The 21259-nt window shown below is 60.2% G+C and carries 14 protein-coding genes; 10 read left to right on the top strand and 4 right to left on the bottom strand.

Going from position 1 to position 21259, the window contains the following annotated elements; genetic code table 11:
• The first annotated feature begins 482 nt into the window (after nt 1-482).
• The 9 genes from AAAV44_RS01790 to larD all read left to right on the top strand — a co-directional run bounded on the left by AAAV44_RS01790 (nt 483) and on the right by larD (nt 15733).
• Nucleotides 483-3248: a YhgE/Pip domain-containing protein gene (locus AAAV44_RS01790; RefSeq protein WP_349114252.1), complete on the top strand. Its 2766-nt coding sequence runs from the start codon at nt 483-485 to the stop codon at nt 3246-3248.
• The gene (locus AAAV44_RS01795) at nt 3249-5438 is read left to right on the top strand and encodes a YhgE/Pip domain-containing protein (protein ID WP_349114254.1); all 2190 of its coding nucleotides are present in this window, start codon (nt 3249-3251) and stop codon (nt 5436-5438) included. It abuts the gene before it with no gap.
• A 201-nt stretch (nt 5439-5639) separates the two neighbouring features.
• Nucleotides 5640-6623: a DMT family transporter gene (locus AAAV44_RS01800; RefSeq protein ID WP_349114255.1), complete on the top strand. Its 984-nt coding sequence runs from the start codon at nt 5640-5642 to the stop codon at nt 6621-6623.
• A 115-nt stretch (nt 6624-6738) separates the two neighbouring features.
• Entirely contained in the window at nt 6739-8034 is a 1296-nt protein-coding gene (locus AAAV44_RS01805; RefSeq protein ID WP_349114257.1) for a M20 family metallopeptidase, read from the top strand.
• 38 nt (nt 8035-8072) lie between these two features.
• Nucleotides 8073-8522 (top strand): hypothetical protein, encoded by a 450-nt coding sequence (locus tag AAAV44_RS01810; RefSeq protein WP_316365174.1) that lies wholly within the window; start codon nt 8073-8075, stop codon nt 8520-8522.
• A 304-nt stretch (nt 8523-8826) separates the two neighbouring features.
• Complete coding sequence (gene hisS, locus AAAV44_RS01815) at nt 8827-10140, top strand: histidine--tRNA ligase (protein ID WP_349114259.1); 1314 nt, start codon at nt 8827-8829, stop codon at nt 10138-10140.
• A 337-nt stretch (nt 10141-10477) separates the two neighbouring features.
• The gene (locus tag AAAV44_RS01820) at nt 10478-13210 is read left to right on the top strand and encodes a phosphoenolpyruvate carboxylase (protein WP_271743141.1); all 2733 of its coding nucleotides are present in this window, start codon (nt 10478-10480) and stop codon (nt 13208-13210) included.
• 464 nt (nt 13211-13674) lie between these two features.
• Nucleotides 13675-14952: a nickel-dependent lactate racemase gene (larA, locus tag AAAV44_RS01825; RefSeq protein ID WP_349114260.1), complete on the top strand. Its 1278-nt coding sequence runs from the start codon at nt 13675-13677 to the stop codon at nt 14950-14952.
• A gap of 49 nt (nt 14953-15001) precedes the next feature.
• A complete protein-coding gene (gene larD, locus AAAV44_RS01830) occupies nt 15002-15733 on the top strand; it encodes a D/L-lactic acid transporter LarD (protein ID WP_329738555.1) in 732 nt (243 codons plus the stop codon).
• Between the two features lie 310 nt (nt 15734-16043).
• Here larD and AAAV44_RS01835 read toward each other — a convergent pair whose 3' ends face one another.
• From AAAV44_RS01835 to serB, 4 genes are all read right to left on the bottom strand, one after another.
• Nucleotides 16044-16583, bottom strand: a complete 540-nt coding sequence (locus AAAV44_RS01835; protein ID WP_349114262.1) for a TetR/AcrR family transcriptional regulator — start codon at nt 16581-16583, stop codon at nt 16044-16046.
• Between the two features lie 2 nt (nt 16584-16585).
• Nucleotides 16586-17503, bottom strand: coding sequence for a LarC family nickel insertion protein (locus AAAV44_RS01840; RefSeq protein ID WP_349114264.1), 918 nt, complete (start codon nt 17501-17503; stop codon nt 16586-16588).
• 10 nt (nt 17504-17513) lie between these two features.
• Nucleotides 17514-18296, bottom strand: a complete 783-nt coding sequence (gene larB / locus AAAV44_RS01845) for a nickel pincer cofactor biosynthesis protein LarB (protein WP_349114266.1) — start codon at nt 18294-18296, stop codon at nt 17514-17516.
• A gap of 114 nt (nt 18297-18410) precedes the next feature.
• Nucleotides 18411-19046, bottom strand: a complete 636-nt coding sequence (gene serB / locus AAAV44_RS01850) for a phosphoserine phosphatase SerB (RefSeq protein WP_349114268.1) — start codon at nt 19044-19046, stop codon at nt 18411-18413.
• A gap of 256 nt (nt 19047-19302) precedes the next feature.
• Here serB and aspS point away from each other — a divergent pair, with 256 nt between their 5' ends.
• Nucleotides 19303-21090, top strand: coding sequence for an aspartate--tRNA ligase (gene aspS / locus AAAV44_RS01855; RefSeq protein WP_117583379.1), 1788 nt, complete (start codon nt 19303-19305; stop codon nt 21088-21090).
• The last annotated feature ends 169 nt before the right edge of the window (nt 21091-21259 follow it).

The following is a 21259-nucleotide window of genomic DNA, read 5'->3' on the forward strand; positions in this document are numbered from 1 at the left end:
ACGCGGTTTTACCAAACCGCGTAACGGCTCGACGCTGCCCTCAGTTCCGCCGTTCTAACGAACGGCGGACCAGTCGACGCTGCGCGGGCGCCAGAGCGACAACTTGTCATTCAAAGAGGACGGCATGACCAGAAGGTCTATGCCGTCCTCTTTTCATGCCAATTTGTTCGCTCTGGCGCCCGCTCGCTGGCATTGCCAAAACATCGACGTTGCCGTGGTCCTAAGTAGTCATTGGGGACGTTCTTGTTTGACTAGTCATTTAAGAACGTCCCCGATGACTATTTGAATTGCTAATTTGTGCGGGTTGTGGTTTTGTGACCTGCTGAAATTTAGGATACTGTACAACTGTACGTTAACTCATCTTCGTAGTATATTGCTACCCGCAAAACTCAATACCATTGTGCTCTGAGACGCTAAAGCGCCTACGTACAATGGTTGTCGATAGTACGATTCGATTTAACGACAGGATGGATGGTCCAAGCGTGAGTCTCGGCAGCAAACTATCCAATGCAAAGGTGTCCTTTGCGATATTTAAGCGCGACATTAAGCGACTGCTTGTGAACCCCGTCGCCCTGGTGGTTACCCTAGGCGTGTGCGTTATTCCCTCGCTGTATGCCTGGTATAACATCGTGGCAAACTGGGATCCGTATGGAAACACCCAAGGCATCAAGATTGCTATCGCCAACAACGATCGAGGCACCCAAAACGACTTGGTGGGTGAGCTCAACGCTGGCGACAAAGTGGTCGACCAGCTCAAGGAGAATCATCAGTTGGGCTGGACGTTCGTCGACTCGACGGCCGATGCCAAGGAGGGCGTCGAGAGCGGCGAGTACTATGCCGCTATCGTGATTCCCAAGAACTTCTCGGATAACCTGGTTTCGATGCTCGACGGCAACTACCATCAGCCCAAGCTCACGTACTACGTCAATGAGAAGAAGAGCGCCATTGCGCCCAAGGTTACCGATACCGGTGCAAACACCATCGAGGAGCAGATCAACTCGGAATTTGTCTCTACGGTAGGCAAGACTGTTGCCGGTATCGCCAAGGATGCCGGTGTCGATTTAAAGGACAAGGCAACCCAGACTCAGGACTCGCTGGCAAGTTCGGTGTCCGAGGCGTCCGACACCTTGGGCGAGGTGCGCGATTCGATTGGCGATATGAATGCCGCCATCGATAAGACGAGTGGCGCTATCGCCTCGGCTGATGCGGCACTTGCCGGCTTGCAAGGCCAGGCACCGTCGCTGACGCAGGCGATCTCCCAGGGCAACGACCTGCTGAGCGAAGCTCGCACCACGGCGGGCAACTCCATCACCTCGCTCTCCAAGGCGCTCTCGGAAGGCAGCCTTGCGCTCACCAAGACGTCGGCCTCTGCGAACGCTGCCATCGGCAAGCTGACGGGCGCGGTCACATCTACGACCACCCGTATCGACAACTCGCTCGAGTCTCTTCAAGCGACGATCGACCACAATAAGGCCGTTATCGGGCACTTGGAGATTCTCGCCAATGACACGTCGACAGGTTCCGAGGAAATTGACGCGCGCATTGTATCGACCATCGATTTGCTTCGAGAGCAGAATGAAAAGCTTCAGAGCATCAAGGACGGTCTGTCCGCGCAGTCGAGCGCCATGGCGAATGACGCAGCGGCTGTTTCGGGTGCCAGTGACGCTATCAATAACGCAATTCATACCGGTGCGACCAACCTTGGCCAAGCCCAGACGGACTTGGGCCAAAACGCGCTGCCGAAGGCCTCGAGCGCGCTTGATTCCTTTGCCGCCGTCTCGGGTGATTTGACGGGTATCGTATCTGGCCTCACGCCCACGATTGCAAGCGCGCGCGGTACGCTTTCGCAGCTTAACGCTACGCTCGGCCAGGCCAAGACCACGCTGTCCCAGACCGATTCCTCGCTTGCCAAGGTCCAGGACAAGCTTGCGACCGCAGCCAATGACATCGCGGCGCTGCAGACCTCTGAGTCTATGGGCGAGCTCGCCGACCTTATGGGCGTCGATGTCAATGACGTGGCAGATTTCATGGCCTCTCCGGTCGAGCTGACGTCCAAGTCGATCTATCCGGTCAAGAGCTTTGGCTCGGGCATCGCTCCCTTCTACACCAATCTGGCGCTTTGGGTGGGCGGCTATGTGCTCATCGCCATCTACAAGCTCGAGGTCGACCGTGAAGGTGTTGGCAGCTTTACGGCGCGCCAAGGCTACTTTGGCCGCTGGTTGCTCATGGTGATCCTGGGCGCGTTGCAGGCCATCATCGTTACGGTGGGTGATCTGGTAATTGGCGTACAGTGCGTCAGCCCGCTGCTGTTCGTGCTGGGCGGCATCGCCATTTCGTTCACCTACGTCAATATCATCTATGCGCTGTCCACCACGTTTAAGCATATCGGCAAGGCTATCGGCGTCATTCTCGTCATCGTGCAGATTCCGGGTTCATCGGGCATGTACCCCATCGAGATGATGCCTGGCTTCTTCCAGTGGCTGCACCCACTGCTGCCCTTTACCTACGGCATCAATCTGCTGCGCGAGACGGTCGGCGGCATGTACTCGTTTAACTACCTGTTTAACCTGTGCATTCTGGGCGTGTTCTTGATCGTGGCGCTCTTTATCGGCCTGCAGCTGCGTCCGCTGCTGCTCAACCTTAACCTGCTCTTTGATAAACAGCTCTCCACGACCGGTATGATGATTTGCGAGTCCAACGACCTGCCGCGCCAGCGCTACTCGCTGCGCACGGCCATGCGCGTCATGCTCGATTCCGATTCGTACCGTCGCGAACTGCTCGATCATGCGGTCGCCTTTGAACATCGCTACCCGTACTACATCAAGGGCGGTTTTGCCGCCGTGGTGGGCGTTCAGGTCCTGCTCTTTGTCCTGTCGACGGTTCTCGATATCGACAATAACGGCAAGATCATCCTGCTTGTCATTTGGATCATCTCGGTTATTGCCATCTGCGGCTGGCTTATCAATATCGAATATATCCGAGCGAGCCTCAATACCCAGATGCGCATCTCGGCGCTTTCGGATGAGGACCTGCGTCGCGAGATGCGCGAACACACGGCCGCCATTCCTGCCGCCCGCCACATGTTTGGCCTCAACGCCAGCGAGCGTGGTGCCAAGGGCGGCGATCAGTCCACGGGCCGCTTGCCGCATATCGGCTCGCACCATAAATCTCAGGGCAGCGACAGCACAGCCACAAATGATGGAGATACCACCGCGCTTGGCAAGCACTCCAAAGGAGGTGAGGCATAAATGAAGAACATCCTGCATCTGTTTAAGCGCGATGTCCAAAACGTGTCTCGCTCCGTGATCGGCTTGGTTGTCGTGATGGGCCTCATTATCGTACCGTGTCTGTACGCGTGGTTTAACATCGCCGGCAGCTGGGATCCGTACGGCAACACCGGCAATCTTAAGATCGCCGTGGTCAACACCGATGAGGGTTACGAGAGCGATTTGATCCCCGTCGAGGTTAACGTGGGCGAAAACGTGACCGCCACCCTACGCGGCAACGAGAGCTTCGATTGGGTTGTGCTCAACAATCGCGAAAAGGCTATCGAGGGCGTTAAGTCGGGCGCGTACTATGCTGCCGTCGTTATCCCCAAAACGTTTAGCGCTGACATGATGACGCTTTTCTCGACCGACGTGAAGCATGCCGATATCGAGTTCTACGAGAATCAGAAGGCCAACGCCATTGCGCAGATCGTGACCGAGAAGGGTTCGAGCGCCGTCCAGAGCCAGGTTAACAAAACTTTTACCGAGACCATTACGACGATCGGTCTTAAGACGGTGTCCAGCCTGCTCGATTACATGAGCACCGACCAGGTGGGTAACTTTATCGCCAACCTGTCCTCGACGCTCGGCGATTCGATTGAGGACCTGCGAGACGTTCGGGCAAATGCTTCGTCGCTGGCGGGCATTTTGAGCTCCACGTCCGATTCGCTGACGTCGGCGAGCGGCATGCTCAAGCAGACGGGCACGGTCGATGAGTCAACGAAGCAGCTGATGGAGCATGTCAAGAGCGGTATTAGCGATTCCAAGGAAGCGCTGAAGGACGCCAACGACGCCATCAATGCCGCGATTGACGGAAGCGCGGGCTCGTTTGACAACGTGTCCGCCGAGCTTGCGAAGGCATTTGATGCCGCGAATCAACATGTCTACCTTACAGTGTCCCAGCTCAACGATGCCGCGGCGGCGCTCAACACGCGTGCCGACGATATCGACGCCACGGCCGACCAGCTCCGCAGCTTTGCCGATCAGGTGACTGACGAAAAACTCCAGGACAGCCTCAAGTCTGTGGCAACATCGCTGAGCAGGATTGCTGTGGAGTATCGCAACAACGCCAAGGACTTGACGGCCACCGCGAAGTCTCTCTCTGACAGCATGGCAGAGGTTAATAAGTCGCGTGCCGAGGTCGATCAGGCCATCGCCGATGCCAAGGCCGGCATCGCGGGCGCCAAATCCGATTACGATTCCACGTTCTCGGTTAAGGCCAAGGAGCTCAAGAAGACCGTCTCGGGCATTCTAGACTCGCTCGATGGTATCTCGGGCGATCTGGATAGCGCCGTAGACGGCCTGACCGACGCATCCGGTTCGCTGGCAAAGGGCCTCTCCAAGGCTGCAAAGCTGGTCAACAAGGCTTCTGATCAGCTGGGCGAGGCGTCGGACAAGATCAGTGCGTTTAAGGACGAGCTCGACGGCGCCTTGATGTCGGATGACCTCGCTACGATCAAGACGATGATCGGCAATGATCCCGAGGGTCTGGCCGTGTCGCTTTCCGGCCCCGTCGCGCTCGATCGCAAGCCGGTCTATCCGATCCGCAACTACGGTTCGGCCATGGCACCGTTCTACACGATTCTGTCGCTCTGGGTGGGCTCGATTGTGCTGGCGGCCATGATGAAGGTCTCGGTTGACGATGAGCTTATCAACGAGCTCATCCCCGTGCGCCTGCACGAGATCTACCTGGGCCGCTACCTGTTCTTTGGCGGTCTGGCCCTGCTGCAGGCAACGCTCGTGTGTGCGGGCGACATCCTGTTCTTTGGCATCCAGTGCGACGACCCGCTGCAGTTTGTGCTGGCGGGCTGGGTCGCGAGCCTCGTGTTCTCTAATATCGTCTACACGCTTACGGTTTCGTTTGGCGATATCGGCAAGGCGCTCGCCGTCGTGCTGCTGGTCATGCAGGTCGGCGGTTCGGGCGGCACGTTCCCCATCGAGATGACCGGCCCCGTGTTCCAGGCGATCTATCCGTTCCTGCCGTTTACTCACGGCATCAACGCCATGCACGCCGCTATGGCCGGTGCCTACCATATGGAGTATTGGATTGAGCTAGGCATTCTGGCGAGCTATCTGATTCCGTCGCTGGCCCTGGGCGTCGTCTTCCGCCGCCCGGTCATCAAAGCCAACGACTGGATCATCGAAAAGCTGGAATCAACTAAGTTGATCTAGTTCAGCCACGTAAACGCCGTCGGAACATCGAGGTCTTCCAGTTTGACACTTTATTATGCTGGATTGCGATGCAACGCTGGTTGTTGCTACAGTAGCGGGGCGTGCCGGGGGTCCGGTGCGCCCCGTTTTTATTTGACCATGAGGCGGCACGCAGCCATACGCGTGCGGACACCACGCCCAGATTGAGTGTGAGGATGTTCCATGGCCCAATACGCTGCCAACGAAATCGAGAATATGCCCGATAGCCCTGTAGCCCGCGAAGACCTAGGTGCCGGCGGTGCCTCTCGCGGTGCCGGTGCGCGCTCGCCGCTGTTCTGGAAGGTCTTGCTGCTTTCGGTGGCGGTCATCTGGGGCTATTCCTTCACCACCATGAAGGATGCGCTCGATACCATTCCGGTGTTCGAGCTGCTCTACATTCGTTTTCTTCCGGCGTCGTTGGTCATGCTTGCCATCTTCCACGAGCGCATTGTTGCCCATTTCAACGCTCGAAACCTGATTGTTGGACTTGGCATGGGCGCGCTCATGTGGGGTGCCTACGGTTTGCAGACGATCGGCCTGGCACAGACCACGGCAGGCAAGAGTGCATTTTTGACGGGCACGTACTGCATCTTGGTTCCGTTTGCGAGCTACGTTCTAAGCGGCGAAAAGCTTACCCGTTACAACTTGGGCGCCGCGTTGCTGTGCCTGGCGGGCATTGGTCTGGTGGCGCTCGATAGCGTCGAGTTCAATGTCGGCGATGTCATCACACTGGGCGGTGCGGTCTTCTTTGCCATCCAGATGGCGGTGACCGCCAAGTATGGCCGCAAGATGGACATCAACGTCATCACGTTTTGGATGTTTGTGGGCAACGGCGTGCTGAGCCTGATCTCGTCGCTGCTATTCGAGACCCAAGCGCCGCTGTCCGCTTGGACGCCGAGCTTTATCAGTGTGATGGCGTTTCTCTCGGTGGGCTGCACATGTGTGGCTCTGCTCATCCAAAACGTCGGCCTGGCGCATGTCCCGGCCTCGACGGGCTCGCTGCTCCTTTCGATGGAGTCGCCTTCGGGTGTGCTGTTCTCGGTGCTGCTGATGGGGGAGGCGCTCACCTCGCGCCTGCTCGCCGGCTTCGCGCTCATCTTTCTTTCGATTATCTTGAGCGAGACGCATTTCGATTTTTTGCGTCGAAAGCCGCGCCCGCAATTGTAAACAATTTGTTGCGCCGCCTCCCGGGGCGGCATTTTTTATGCGTCGCCCTTAAAGTAGTACCTTGCACTTTACGCTATCAAAGTGCTTGCTGCAAAAACGTTACTGGAGGGCATCTATGGCACCAGCACTGTCCGATCTTCAACCGCAATCAGCGCCCAAGGCCACCGCGGCGGCGCAAGCCGCCATTGGCGACAGTCTGGTCAAAGAGGCTCAAACTTTTGCCGATGAGCTTGCCGCATGGCGTCACGATCTGCATCGGACGCCCGAACTTGGTAACGACCTCCCGCAGACCTCTGCGTATATCCAAGCGCGCCTGGCCGAGATGGACATCCCGTTTGCCACGCTTGTCGATGGTTCCTGTGTTGTGGGCCTTGTCGGTGCCGGTGCCACCGCGGCCCAGGGCAATGGCGTCTGCACGGACGAACAGGCTGGAACGGTCATTATGCTGCGTGGCGACATGGATGCCCTGCCCGTTGCCGAAGAGTCGGGCGAGCCTTTCGCCTCTACGAACGGCTGCATGCATGCTTGCGGTCACGATATGCACGCGACGGCGCTGCTTGGTGCGGCGCGCTTGCTCAAGGCCCGCGAGGCCGAGCTTGTCGACGCCAACGCTACCGTCAAACTGCTGTTCCAGCCGGGCGAGGAGACCTTTGAGGGGGCACGCGCTGCCATCGCCGACGGCTTGCTCGAGAACCCGCGTCCTCAGGCGGCTTTTGCCATGCATGTTAACAGCCAATCGCCGCTCGGCCTGGTGCTCTATGGGAGCCCGGCGCTTTCGGGCGTGTACGGTTTCCGCATCACGCTGCAGGGCAAGGGCGGACATGGCTCGAGCCCCGAGATCTGCATCGACCCCATCACGGCCGGCGTCCATGTGCACCTGGCGCTTCAGGAGCTCATTGCTCGCGAAGTGCCGGCGGCCAAGGAGGTCGCACTGACCGTGGGTAAGTTTGCCGGTGGCCAAGCGGCCAACGTCATCCCCGACACCTGCGTGCTTGAGGGAACGCTGCGCGGCTTTGATGTTGAGCTCATGGAGCACCTAAAGACCCGCATCGCGGAGGTCGTTAACGGCGTTGCCGCAACATATCGTACGCCGGCGACCATCGAGACGCTTTCGGATGTTCCGCCGCTTGTACTCGACAGCGATATGACTCAGGCGTCGCTTGGCTACGTGGGCGCAGTGCTGCCCAAGGTGGCTTTCTTGCCGCTTTTCCATGCCATGGCGAGTGAGGACTTTGCGCTTATCTCGAGCGAGATTCCGAGTGCGTACTTTACCGTGGGCGCGGCCGTAACCGACACGGACGAACACTTTGCCCAGCACCATCCCAAGGCACGTTTTAACGATGCCGAGCTTCCTCTCGGCGCCGCGGCCTATACCGCCGTCGCTTTGGGCTATATCGCCGACCACCGGTAGCACCCAATCTTGCTATTCGTTTGTTTAAAAGGAACAGTATGTCCCAGCAGCATAAATTCTTCCCCGGTTGGCTTGTTGTGGCCTCCGGCTTCGTGATCATGGCCACGTGCTACACGATTTTCGTCAACTGCATGAGCCTGTTCCAGCCGCTGATCGTCAGCAACCTCGGGATTACGCTTGCCCAGTACAACATCTCCAACGCTATCTCCACCGTGGTGAGTGTCGTGGGTTCGCTCGTTATCGGTCATGTTGCCGATAAGGTGAGTGGCCGCGTATTGGGCTCGCTCACCGTTATCGCCACCTCGACGGTGCTCGCGGGCATGAGCTTTGTGGGTGAGCTTTGGCAGGTCTATGTGCTCTTTGCCGTCTCGGGCTCCTTTGCGAGCACCTGGATTGTGTGCCTGGCGTGCTCCGTGGTCATGCTCGTGTTCCTGCTGGCCTCGGAGCCCATCGCCGCCAAGCTGCGCGCGAGCGTGGCGGGGGAGTAGACGTCCGTCGCTCTTTTCTGTTCGCTCCGTTCTGTCCGTGGCCGCCTTGGAAGCCGAATGGATGCTCGTACCATCATTCGGTTTCCAAGGCGGCCACGGGCCTACGAAATGATCCCTTTTCCTCCGTCCCCAACAGATCACGTGATCCGAAGGGGACGGAGGAAAAGGGATCGGCTGCCGCGGCGGCGCGTCTGGCCGAACGAGTCCCCATACCCTCGTTCGGTCAGACGCGCCGCCGCGGTTTGTGTTTGTGCCGTATAATGACTGTTACCTATGACGCGATACAAAAGAAAGGTGTTTGCCCATGCAGGCACAGAAGGCGGAGGGAACCCGCGACCTTATCGGCGCCGAGATGCGCGCCTGGCAAAAGATGCAGCAGATTGCGGCCGGCGTGTTCGAGCCGTTTGGCTTTAAGCCTATCGAGACGCCCGCGATCGAGCAGGTGGATGTGTTTGTCCACGGTATCGGCCAGTCGACCGACGTCGTGCGCAAGGAAATGTTCCGCGTGTTCAGCGGTGCCAACCTGGAGCGCGTCTTTACCGAGGGCACCGACACCAAGCTTAAGCCCAAACAGCGCCTGGCCCTTCGTCCCGAGGGCACGGCCGGTGTGGTGCGCGCCGTCGTGGAGAACAACCTGGTGCCCCAGGGTTCCACGCCGTTTAAGGCCTATTACGCCGAGGCCATGTTCCGTGGCGAGCGTCCCCAGAAGGGCCGTCTGCGCCAGTTCCACCAGGTGGGCATCGAGTGGCTCGGCGCTCCCGATCCGGCTGCCGACGCCGAGTGCATCATCATGCTCATGGAGTTCTACAAGCGCCTGGGCTTCGATCTGTCCAAGCTCCGCCTGCTCATCAACTCGATGGGTGACGCCCAGTGTCGTCCGGCCTATCGCGAGCAGGTCAAGCAGTTCATCCTCGATCACGCCGACGAGATGTGCGACGAGTGCCGCGAGCGCGCCGAGCTCAACCCGCTGCGTGCCTTCGACTGCAAGAACGACCACTGCCGCGAGATCATGGCCGAGGCTCCGCTGATGGGCGACAACCTGTGCGATGAGTGCCGAGAGCACTACGAGCAGGTCAAGCGCTATCTGGATGCCGCCGGTATCGAGTATGTCGAGGACCCCACCCTGGTGCGTGGTCTGGACTACTACACCCGTACCGTCTTTGAGGTCGAGGCTCCCGGCGCCGGCGTCGGCTCCATCGGCGGCGGTGGTCGCTACGACGGCCTGGTCGAGCTCGAGGGTGGTAAGCCCACGGCAGGCGTCGGCTTTGCCGTCGGTTTTGAGCGCGCCCTGCTGGCCCTGCAGGCCTTTGGCAGCGATTTGGGTGCCGATGAGGCCCCGTGCGTCTATGTCGCCAATGCCGGCAAGGAACTGCGCCAGAACGTCTTTGCCATTACGCAGGAGCTTCGCGCCGCAGGTATCGTGACCGAGGCCGACTATCAGGGCCGTTCGCTCAAGGCTCAGTTTAAGCAGGCCGATAAGGTAGGCGCCAAGCTCATCCTGGTCCTGGGCGGCGACGAGCTTGCCGCCGGCAAGGTCAAGGTGCGCAACATGCAGAGCCATGACGAGGTCCTTGCCGATCTGGCCAACGTCGTCGAGGCGGTTCGCGAGCGCCTGTAGCGCATCTTTTTGAGCTGCGGACCCGCTAACATGTCCCGCTCGCGGCGAGCGATTGTTACGGGGGTGTTTCGCTTTTATGCGGAACGCCCCCGTTTGCGTATGCCGCCCACCGAGAAATACGACCATTTAGGGCAAAACCCTTGCAATGCAGAAAATACTTTTGTGTGGTAAAGCGCAATCAGCGCCGAAAGTTTTTGCCGAGTGCCTATAATGAATATCGCATGTTACGTGCATAGAAGGAGGAATGGGAGGAAACGTGGCTGAGAACCTAAGCAACCAGTCTGTACCCGAAGCCGCGGCGCGCGTCGCTGCCGTGGTCAACCGCCTCGTTAACCGAATCGGCTCGAATGCCGAGTCCAGGGAGCGTCTCGCCGAGATCGAGATCCCCGAGGAGCTGCGCGATAATCTGGCGCTGTTCCTGCGCCTGGAGCGTCGTGTGCTTAGCGAGTATGATCCCGAGATCGCGGACCTGTTCGACAAGATCCTGTCGGCCGAGATTGTGGTCAATGCCGGCAACCCCGGTACCCGCGCTGCCGACGAGGCCGTCGACGAGCAGGGCGTGCCCACCGCCGACGAGCCCACCGCCGTGGCATTTCGTGAGGTCGTCGATCTGATCGACAGCCTGCCGCTCGATAAGCAGCAGGTCATTGTCCGCGCCTTTACGAGTTTCTTCCATCTGGCAAACCTGTCGGAGGAGAACTACCGTGTGGCGCAGCTGCGCGAGCGCGAGGCCGGTGCGTCGACCGATACCGAGGTCGATCCCGCCAACGAGCTCACCGTCGCCTATCACCAGCTGGTGAATGAGCTGGGCGTCGAGGGCGCCAACGAGCTGCTCGGCAAGCTCGAGTTCCACCCCGTCTTTACCGCGCATCCCACCGAGGCCCGTCGTAAGGCCGTCGAGGGCAAGATTCGCCGTATCTCTAACCTGCTGGAGGAGCGTCCGCGTCTGGGCGGCTCCGACCTGGTGGAGAACGAGCGCCATATGCTGCAGGAGATCGACGCCCTGGTGCGTACGAGCCCCATCGCGCTCAAGAAGCCCACGCCGGTCGAGGAAGCCGATACCATCATCGACATCTTCGATAACACGCTGTTCGACGTCATCCCCGTCATCTATCGTCGCTTTGACGACTGGGTGCTGGGCGACAAGGCCGGTACCGTGCCGCCGCTGTGCCCGGCGTTCTTCCATCCCGGCAGCTGGATCGGTTCCGACCGCGACGGTAACCCCAACGTCACCGCCAAGGTGAGCCGTGAGGTCGCCGCCAAGTACTTCACTCACATGGTGCTCAAACTCGAGGACAAGTGCCGCCACATTGGCCGCAACCTCACGCTCGAGGCCACCTACAGCAAGCCGTCTGCCGAGCTCATCAACCTGTGGAACCATCAGGTCGAGATGAGCCCTCGGTACACGGCCCGCGCCGAGCTGATCTCCGAGCACGAGCCGCATCGCGCCGTCATGCTCGTCATGGCCGACCGCCTGAACGCCACCGTGCGCCGTATCACCGACACCATGTACCACAGCGCCGATGAGTTCCTGGAGGACCTGCGCGTCGTCCAGCGCTCGCTGGCCGCCTGCGGTGCCGTCCGTGCTGCCTACGGCCCGGTCCAGACCATCATCTGGCAGGTCGAGTCCTTCGGCTTCCATATGGTCGAGATGGAGTTCCGTCAGCACTCCGTGGTGCATGCCCGCGCCCTTAAGGATATCCACGAGAACGGTATCCATGGCGATCTGCAGCCCATGACGCGCGAGGTCATCGATACCTTCCGCGCTATCGGTTCCATCCAAAAGCGCTACGGCAAGAAGATGGCGCACCGCTACATCATCTCGTTCACTAAGAGCGCCCAGCATGTGGCCGATGTCTTTGAGCTTGCCCACCTGTCCTTTGCGCACGAGGAGGATGTCCCCGAGCTCGACGTGATCCCGCTGTTCGAGCAGCTCGAGGACCTCGAGGGCTGCGTCGACGTGCTCGACCAGATGCTCACGCTGCCCGTGGTACAGAAGCGCCTTGCTCAGACCAACCGCCGCATGGAGGTTATGCTGGGCTATTCCGACTCCTCCAAGGACGCCGGTCCTACCACGGCCATGCTCGCGCTGCATTCTGCGCAGGAGCGCATCGCCAAGTGGGCAGAGAAGAACGATATCGACCTGGTGCTCATGCACGGTCGCGGCGGTGCCGTGGGCCGTGGTGGCGGCCCGGCCAACAAGGCCGTGCTGGCGCAGCCCAAGGGTTCGGTCAACTGCTTCTTTAAGCTCACCGAGCAGGGCGAGGTCATCTTTGCCCGTTACGGCAACCGCACGCTGGCTCAGCGCCATGTTGAGTCCGTTGCCGCCGCAACGCTTTTGCAGTCGGCCCCGAGTGTCGAGAAGACCAACACCGAGACCACGCAGAAGTTCTGGGATATGGCCGAGAAGCTCAACGCCGCAAGCCACGAGCGCTATCTGGACCTGCTGAACACCGAGGACTTTACACCGTGGTTCTCGACCGTGACGCCGCTGACCGAGGTCGGCTTGCTGCCGATCGGCTCGCGTCCCGCCAAGCGCGGCTTGGGTGCCAAGTCGCTCGACGACCTGCGTACCATCCCGTGGATCTTCAGCTGGAGCCAGGCGCGCATTAACCTGGCCGCTTGGTACGGTCTGGGCACCGCCTGCGAGCAGCTTGGCGATCTTGACCAGCTCAAGGCTGCCTACCAGGAGTGGCCGTTCTTCCGCACGTTCATCGACAACATCGAGATGTCGATCGCTAAGACCGATCAGCGCATCGCCAAGATGTATCTGCACCTGGGCGATCGCCAGGATCTGTCCGAGAAGGTCTTTACCGAGATGCAGCTCACCCGTAAGTGGGTCCTTGCCATCGTCGGTGATGAGTGGCCGCTGCAGCGCCGCCGCGTGCTCGGTTGCGCCGTCCGCGTGCGTAACCCCTATGTCGACGCTCTGTCCATCGCCCAGGTCCGCGCCCTTCGCGAGGTGCGTATGAACCAGGACGAGATGGCCGAGGAGAAGAAGGCCGAGTACATGAGCCTGATTCTTTCGACTGTGACCGGCGTCTCGGCAGGACTGCAGAACACGGGGTAATCGATAGCCCTGTAGTCGTCCGGGCCCGCCATCAGTTTACTTTTAGGCACGTCCTCGGACATGCAAGAAGCCCTCGCTGCGCACTTCGTGCGGCGAGGGCTTCTTGCGTCCTGCGGAGTGTGCCTAAAAGTAAACTAATGGCGGGCCCTGCGATGTCCGGTCTTCGGCGGATTACTGGCTGGGAAAAGCTGGCGCGCTTCGCGCGTTTTGGATGGGGTTTGTCCCGGCGGCGCGTTTGGCGCTTCGCGCCTCGCGTCTTATCGATCGGGATTGAGATGCATTTGGTGCTTCTCGCCTTACAGCTGTGACGGCTGCGGTCCCGTTTGGGGTCGCGGCCGTTTTGTTGTGGGTCAAATATGAACGTTGTGTTAATGAGTCGGTGGACGGTGGTGTTTTTCGGTGAGCGGCGTATCCTTCCAACGGTTTATCTAGTGTGTCAGTTGAAAGGAAGAGGGCGCTCGTCATTGTTTGAATGTGAACTACCGTTTGACCACAAGACGTTGCATCTGGAGCTCGAGGATAAGAATTTCGCGGGTGTGATGGAAGGTCATCAAAACGAGTTTAAGACCACGAAATCGCAGGAAGAGCTGGTAGAGGAGTCGCTTGCCAACCCTTATGGTTCGCCTTCGCTCGAGGAGCTTTGTGCTGGCAAGAAGGATATCGTCATTATTAGCTCCGATCATACTCGCCCCGTTCCCTCGCGTGTGACGATGCCTATTCTGCTGCATCACATCCATTCCGCTGCGCCCGAGGCTCGAGTGCGTATTTTGGTTGCTACGGGTATGCACCGTCCGTCGACGCACGAGGAACTCGTCAACAAGTATGGCGAGGAGATTGTTGCCAACGAGGAAATCGTTATGCACGTCGCGACTGACGACAGCATGATGAAAAAGATTGGCACCCTGCCTTCTGGTGGCGAGTGCATCATCAACAAGATTGCCGCCGATTGTGATCTGCTGCTTGCCGAGGGCTTTATTGAGCCGCACTTCTTTGCCGGTTTCTCTGGTAGCCGCAAGTCCGTCCTGCCTGGCATCGCCAGCTACAAGACCATCATGTACAACCACAACGGTCAGTTTGTGAATGATTCCCACTCGCGTGCCGGCAACCTGTGCCACAACCACGTGAGCGAGGACATGTTTGCCGCTGCCGAGATGGCTCACCTTGCCTTTGTGCTTAACGTGGTGCTCGACGGCAAGCACGAGGTCATCGGCTCCTTTGCCGGCGACATTCACAAGGCGCACGAGGCCGGCTGTGAGTTCGTGAAGAGCCTTGCCGGCGTTGAGCCCGTTGAGTGCGAGATTGCCATCACCACTAACGGCGGCTACCCGCTCGACCAGAACATCTACCAGGCCGTGAAGGGCATGTGCTCTGCCGAGGCTACGCTTCCCGAGGGCGGTGTGATCATCGACGTCGCCGGCTGTGCCGACGGTCACGGTGGCGAGGGCTTCTATCACAACATCGCCGACAACGATCCGGCGGAGTTTGAGCGTGCCTGCATCGACCGTCCTAAGGACGAGACCCTGCCCGACCAGTGGACGAGCCAGATCTTTGCCCGCATCCTGGCGCATCACCCTGTGATCATGGTCACCGACCTGTGCGATCACCAGATGATCAAGGATATGCACATGACGCCGGTCAACACCCTCGATGAGGCGCTCAAGCTCGCCTTTGAGATGAAGGGTGCCGATGCCAAGGTGGCCGTCATTCCCGATGGCCTGGGCGTTGTCGTCGCTCAGCACTAGTACGCGGCCTAAACGAATCGTTTATAACCGACAAGAAAGATAAGGTTTTATGCTTACCAAACTCCTCTGCGAATTCGGCGCAACGGCCCTCATGATCATCTTTGGCGTGGGCGTGCACTGCGATACCGTGCTTAAGGGCACCAAGTATCAGGGCTCCGGCCACATGTTTGCCATCACCACCTGGTCTTTTGGCATCTCGGTTGCTCTGTTTATCTTTGGCGGCGCCGTGTGCATGAACCCCGCCATGGTGCTTGCCCAGTGCATCGTCGGCCTGGTGCCGTGGAGCAGCTGCATCCCCTTCATGATTGCCGATATGCTCGGCGGCTTTGCGGGTGCCGTGATCGCGTGGCTTATGTATGCCGATGAGTTCAAGGCTTCCGATGGTGTCATCGATCCCATTGCTCAGCGCAACATCTTCTCGACCAACCCCACCACCGAGGGCACCAACTATGCCCGCAACTTCTTCTGCGAGGCTATCTGCACCTTCGTGTTCATTAGCGCCATCCTTGCTGCCGCTAACCGCGCCGGCGAGAACGTTCTGATGCTCGCTATCTGCGTCGGTCTGATCGTTTGGGCTGTTGGCATGGGCATGGGCGGCATCACCGGCTTCGCCATGAACCAGGCTCGTGACCTTGGTCCTCGCATGGCCTATCAGGTGCTGCCGATCAAGAACAAGGCTGACAACAACTGGAAGTACGGCCTGCTCGTTCCTGGCATCGCGCCGTTTGTCGGTGCCGCTCTGGCCGCACTGTTTGTGCATGGTTTCTTGGGCATGTTCTAGTCCAAGACAATTGATATAACGCCCGGGTCCGGCATAGGTTAACTTTCCGCCGCGTCCTCGGACATGCAAGAAGCTCCCGCTGCGCACTTCGTGCGGCGGGAGCTTCTTGCGTCCTGCGGAGTGCGGCGGAAAGTTAACCTATGCCGGACCCTGCGGGAATCCAGTTGCGTTCGAACAAGCAACCAACATATATATCTGAATTTGGATGTGGTGGGCACTTTGTTGTTAGGCGCTTTGAGGTGCGAGTGGCACTTTGGGATGCGTGGTGCCTTGGGGTGGGGCGGTGCTTTGGGATGAGAGGCTTACTTAGTTAGTTGAAGAGGGGTTTTATGGCTGAGAGGTAGTCTTTGGCTACGTCGGCCTTATCTGCTTGGAAGTTGTGCCAGGCCCACCATTGGACCATTCCTACGAAGCTTGAGGCTATGTGGTGTAGTAAGAAACTGCGGTCCATGGTGCCAGCGGGGCCTGTGGGGTCGGCGGGGACGGTTTCGGCTGCTCGTGACATGATGGTCTTGCGTAAGCAGTCGGCGAAGACGCGGGAGCCGGCGCCGGCTACGAGGGCTCGAACGCCCTGGCGGCGCTCCCAGAGGTTGTTGAGGATATGCTCGACCTGCACGAGTGGGTCGTCGAGCGGTGTGCCATCGTCGTCGAGGGCGTGGGTGCAGATGTCGCTCACGAGCTCGGACAGTAGGTCGTCTTTGCTCTTAAAGAGGCCGTAGAATGTCGCGCGGCCTACGTGAGCGCGCGCGATGATGTCGCCGACGGTAATCTTGCCGTAGTCCACTTCGCGTAGCAGCTCGGAGAACGCCGCAACGATGGCAGCGCGGCTTTTTTCTTTGCGGGCATCCATGGCTATGCATCCACGTGAACGAGCAGACAACGGAGCGTGCCGGAGCAACCCTCGTAGGGGCGCTTACCGGCGCCGTAGCCGACGGCCTCGATGCGGTAGCGGGCCGGTAGGTGCTCGGACGTGCGCAGTGCGGCGACGATGGCGGCGCCCGTGGGCGTCACGAGCTCGCCGGCGACCGGTGCGGGCGTGAGGGCGATATTGCCTGCTTGGCATAGGTTGACGACGGCGGGCACCGGGATGGGCATAAGGCCGTGGGCACAGTGGATGGTGCCGTGACCCTCGGAGAGCGACTCGACGACAATGTCCTCGATACCCAGGTCATCGAGGCAGATGGCGACAGAGCAGACGTCGACGATGGAGTCGACGGCGCCCACCTCGTGGAACATGACGGTCTCGGGCGTTTTGCCGTGAGCCTTGGCCTCGGCCGCGGCGAGTACGGAAAAAATGGCGAGGGCGCGACGCTTGGCGCCATCGCTTAGCTGCGAGCCATCGATGATGGCGGTGACGTCCGCCAAAGAACGGTGGTGATGGTGGTGGGCGTGATGGTGGTCCTCGTGGCCATGGCCATGGGCCTCATGGTCATGCTCGTGGCAGTGCTCGTGTTCGTGCTCGCTATGGTCATGATGGTGGTGCTCATGCTCGTGCGTGTGCTCGGCAGTTGCTTCGTTGCCGTAGAGCCAGGCCATATCGTGATCGTGGTTCTCGAGCTCCTCTGCAAGCTGGACGTCGAAATCGCAGGCGTCGATGCCATGCTTGTTTGCACGCGTGACGGCAATCTCAAAGCCGTCGACCGGCAGCGTGGCGAGCTGTTCGCGCAGGTGCTCCTCGCTGGCGCCCAGGTCGAGCAGGGCCGCGACGGTCATGTCGCCGCTGATGCCCGAGGTGCCGTCGATGATAAGCGTGTGCTGATGGTTGGACATGAAATGCTCCTTAACGGGCGCGAGGTGTGCCGGCGCCCAGATGATTGATAAGACTTGCCTGGTAGGCGGCGCCGAAGCCGTTGTCGATGTTGACGACTGAAACGCCGCTGGCGCAGGAGTTGAGCATGGCGAGCAGCGCGGCTACGCCACCAAAACTTGCGCCGTAGCCCACGCTGGTGGGAACGGCGATGACCGGACAGCTCACCAGACCGCCGATAACGCTCGCCAACGCGCCCTCCATGCCGGCGATGGCAATGACCACCTGTGCCTGGGCGAGTTCCTCGGCATGCGCGAGCAGGCGGTGCAGGCCGGCGACGCCTACGTCGTAGAGGCGGTCGACCTCGTTGCCATAGAACTCGGCCGTCAACGCGGCTTCTTCGGCGACGGGCAGGTCGCTCGTGCCGGCGCAGGCGACAACGATGCGTCCGTTGCCGGTAGGGGAGGGCTTGCCGCCCACGAGGGCGAGCTGGGCGTCCGGGACATACCCCAGGTCGATGTCGTTGCCGAGAAGCTCAGCGGTGTGCGTGGCTTTTTCGGCATCCAGGCGCGTGACCAGGATGCGCTCCTGACCGGCATCGCGCAGCGCTTCGATAATGGCGGCGATCTGCTCGGCGGTTTTACCGGCACCGTAGACAACCTCGCCGGCTCCCTGGCGTACCCCGCGTGAAAGATCGAGCTGTGCAAAGCCCAAATCGGCGGTTGGCGCCGTCTGGATGCGCGTGAGGGCGTCGGCAGGGGTGACTGATCCGCCGGCAACATCGCTCAGTAGCTGCTCTAGATCTTGCTTATCCATCTATGTTCCCTTCGACGGCGCAAAGTCTAGCACTCAAAGGGTATGTTTCCGAACACTAAGACAAAATTGTTCGGAAACTATAGGACAGACTGATTCAATTGTTAGACGGATCGGCTAGTCACGCAGGATGATGTCCATGGCGAGCATCAGGTTGCGCTCGTCGATGGCAAATGGGGCGGCTTCGCGCGTCTTGGGCTTGGCGCAAAATGCGATGCCCGTGCCCGCGGCCTGAATCATGGGGATGTCGTTGGCGCCGTCGCCGATCGCGACGGTATGGGCCATATCGACACCGCACTCAACCGCCCAATCCAGCAGCTGGATGAGCTTGGACTCTTTGGTCACAATGTCTGCCGCCAGCTTGCCGGTGAGCTTGCCGTCCACGACCTCCAGACGGTTAGCGAGGCAAAAGTCGATGCCCGCGGCGGCCACGATCTTATCGGCGACCTCGTGAAAGCCGCCGCTTACCACGCCGACCTTCCAGCCCTTGCTGTGCGCCGAGCGCACAAGCTCCAGCGCGCCGGGGGTAAACGTCACGCGCTCGAAGGTGCGCTCGAACACACTCTCGTCCAAGCCGGCAAGCAGCCCCACGCGTTCCTCGAGCGCCTGCTTAAAGTCGAGCTCGCCGCGCATGGCGCATTCGGTGATCTTCGCCACTTGCTCGCCCACGCCGGCTTCCTCGCCCAACAGGTCGATGACCTCCTGGTTGATGAGCGTGGAGTCGATATCCATAACGATGAGGCGTGCAGTCATGGCGGGCCTTTCCGAGTGCAGTTGTATTGGGGCACATTGTCGCACGTGGCGCGCGTCGGCGACGGCCACGGTGCGTCAATTGTTTCGTCTCCGTCAAGTCTTTGGGCAAGAGTTGCTTTTTCGCGGCACATCGACACAGGTGCGATAAGATAGAACGCCATGTCTGGCTGCGCGGTTTACGCAGGCTGGGCAAATCTGTACGACGCCGCCCGGAACGACACGGGGCGGCACAGATCCATAAAGGAGGATCACTGGTATGAGCCAGACCCGTCCCATTGACGAGCATTCCATGCACACCCGTACCTGCGGCGAGCTTCGCTTCGAGAACGTGGGCGAAGAGGTCACCCTCACCGGTTGGGTGAGCCGTCGCCGCGACCACGGCGGCCTTATCTTCTGCGACCTTCGCGACCGCGAGGGCATCACGCAGCTCACTTTCGACCCCGAGCACTCCGACGGCGATGCCTTTAAGATCGCCGAGACCATGCGTCCCGAGTGGCCCATCAAGATTCACGGCGTCGTGCGCGCTCGTGGCGAGGAGACCACCAACACCAAGCTCGCGACCGGCGAGATCGAGGTCCTGACCGACCACGCCGAGGTGCTCAACACGTCCGTCACCCCGCCGTTCCAGATCGAGGACGGCATCGAGACCAGCGAGGACACCCGCCTGCGCTATCGCTATCTGGACCTCCGCCGTCCCGAGATGATGGCCAACCTCAAGCTGCGCTCCGACTTTACCTTTGCCATTCGCGAGGCGCTGCACAACCGTGAGTTCATGGAGGTCGAGACGCCCTCCCTGTTTAAGTCCACGCCCGAGGGCGCCCGCGACTTCATCGTTCCCAGCCGTATTCAGCCGGGCAACTTCTACGCCCTGCCGCAGTCCCCGCAGCTCCTGAAGCAGCTGCTCATGGTCGGTGGCGTCGAGCGCTACTACCAGGTTGCCAAGTGCTTCCGCGACGAGGACTTGCGTGCCGACCGTCAGCCCGAGTTCACCCAGGTCGATATCGAGATGTCCTTCGTGGACCAGAACGACGTTATGAGCGCGCTCGAAGAGGTTCTTGCCGATGCCTTCGGCCGCATGGGCGTCGAGATGCCCACGCCGCTGCGTCGCATGAACTACTGGGAAGCCATGGACACCTATGGCTCCGACAAGCCCGATACCCGCTATGGCATGCACCTGGTCGACCTGACCGACATCTTTGCCAACTCCAAGTTCAAGGTCTTTGCGACTGCCGCAAACGAGGAGGGTTCTGTCGTCAAGGCCATCAACGCCAAGGGCGCCGGTGCCTGGGCACGTGCCAAGATCGATAAGCTCGCTGGCGTGGCCTCCACGTTTGGCGCCAAGGGCCTGGCCTGGATCGCCTTCCGCGAGGACGGCTCCATCAACAGCCCCATCGTCAAGTTCTTCTCGGACGAGGAGATGGCGGCTCTGCGCGAGCGCATGGACGTCGAGCCCGGCGACCTTGTGATGTTTGCCGCCGGCCCGCGCCTGCTCTCCGACGAGATCCTGGGCGGCATGCGTTCCCACATGGCTAACGCGCTCGAGATCAAGCGCGAGGGCCACGACTTCCTGTGGGTCGTCAATTTCCCGCTGTTCCATTGGGACGAGGACCGCAAGGCCTATGCTGCCGAGCATCAGCCCTTTACCCTGCCGACCGAGACCGACATCGCCAAGATCGAGGCCGATCCGCTGGCGGCCGGTTCGTGCACCTACGACTTTGTCATGGACGGCTTTGAGGCCGGCGGTGGCGGTATGCGTATCCACAACGCCGAGATGCAGATGTCCATGCTCAAGCTCCTGGGCTTTACCGAGGAGCGCGCCGAGTCTCAGTTTGGCTTCCTCATGGAGGCCCTCAAGTTTGGTGCGCCCCCGATGGGCGGTTTCGCTCTGGGCCTGGACCGCGTGTGCATGCTGCTCACCGGTTCCGACTCCATCCGCGACGTCATGGCGTTTCCCAAGACGGCCAGCGGCTCCGACCTTATGTCGGGCGCCCCGAGTGCCGTTAGCGGCGCCCAGCTCAAGGACGTCAGCCTGCGCCTGATGTAGGCAAGCGGCTACATATTGCCCGCAACGAGGGAAGGACACGTGCCTTCCCTCGTTTTTTTATGCGCCGATGTTGCGAGGGTATGGGATGACCGGCCGCCGCGGAAACTGCGACCCGGAATTTGCGTCCAAAACGGGTCGCGCTTTCCCAAAGGGGGTCCTCTGGGAAAGC

Source organism: Collinsella sp. CLA-AP-H1, from assembly GCF_040092945.1.
In the GTDB taxonomy this organism is placed as follows: domain Bacteria; phylum Actinomycetota; class Coriobacteriia; order Coriobacteriales; family Coriobacteriaceae; genus Collinsella.

Coding starts and splice junctions, on each gene's coding strand:
- AAAV44_RS01795 (WP_349114254.1), top strand. CDS start 3,249: ATGAAGAACATCCTGCATCTGTTTAAGCGCGATGTCCAAAACGTGTCT.
- larD (WP_329738555.1), top strand. CDS start 15,002: ATGCTTACCAAACTCCTCTGCGAATTCGGCGCAACGGCCCTCATGATC.
- hisS (WP_349114259.1), top strand. CDS start 8,827: ATGCAGGCACAGAAGGCGGAGGGAACCCGCGACCTTATCGGCGCCGAG.
- aspS (WP_117583379.1), top strand. CDS start 19,303: ATGAGCCAGACCCGTCCCATTGACGAGCATTCCATGCACACCCGTACC.
- AAAV44_RS01800 (WP_349114255.1), top strand. CDS start 5,640: ATGGCCCAATACGCTGCCAACGAAATCGAGAATATGCCCGATAGCCCT.
- AAAV44_RS01805 (WP_349114257.1), top strand. CDS start 6,739: ATGGCACCAGCACTGTCCGATCTTCAACCGCAATCAGCGCCCAAGGCC.
- AAAV44_RS01835 (WP_349114262.1), bottom strand. CDS start 16,583: ATGGATGCCCGCAAAGAAAAAAGCCGCGCTGCCATCGTTGCGGCGTTC.
- larB (WP_349114266.1), bottom strand. CDS start 18,296: ATGGATAAGCAAGATCTAGAGCAGCTACTGAGCGATGTTGCCGGCGGA.
- AAAV44_RS01810 (WP_316365174.1), top strand. CDS start 8,073: ATGTCCCAGCAGCATAAATTCTTCCCCGGTTGGCTTGTTGTGGCCTCC.
- serB (WP_349114268.1), bottom strand. CDS start 19,046: ATGACTGCACGCCTCATCGTTATGGATATCGACTCCACGCTCATCAAC.
- AAAV44_RS01840 (WP_349114264.1), bottom strand. CDS start 17,503: ATGTCCAACCATCAGCACACGCTTATCATCGACGGCACCTCGGGCATC.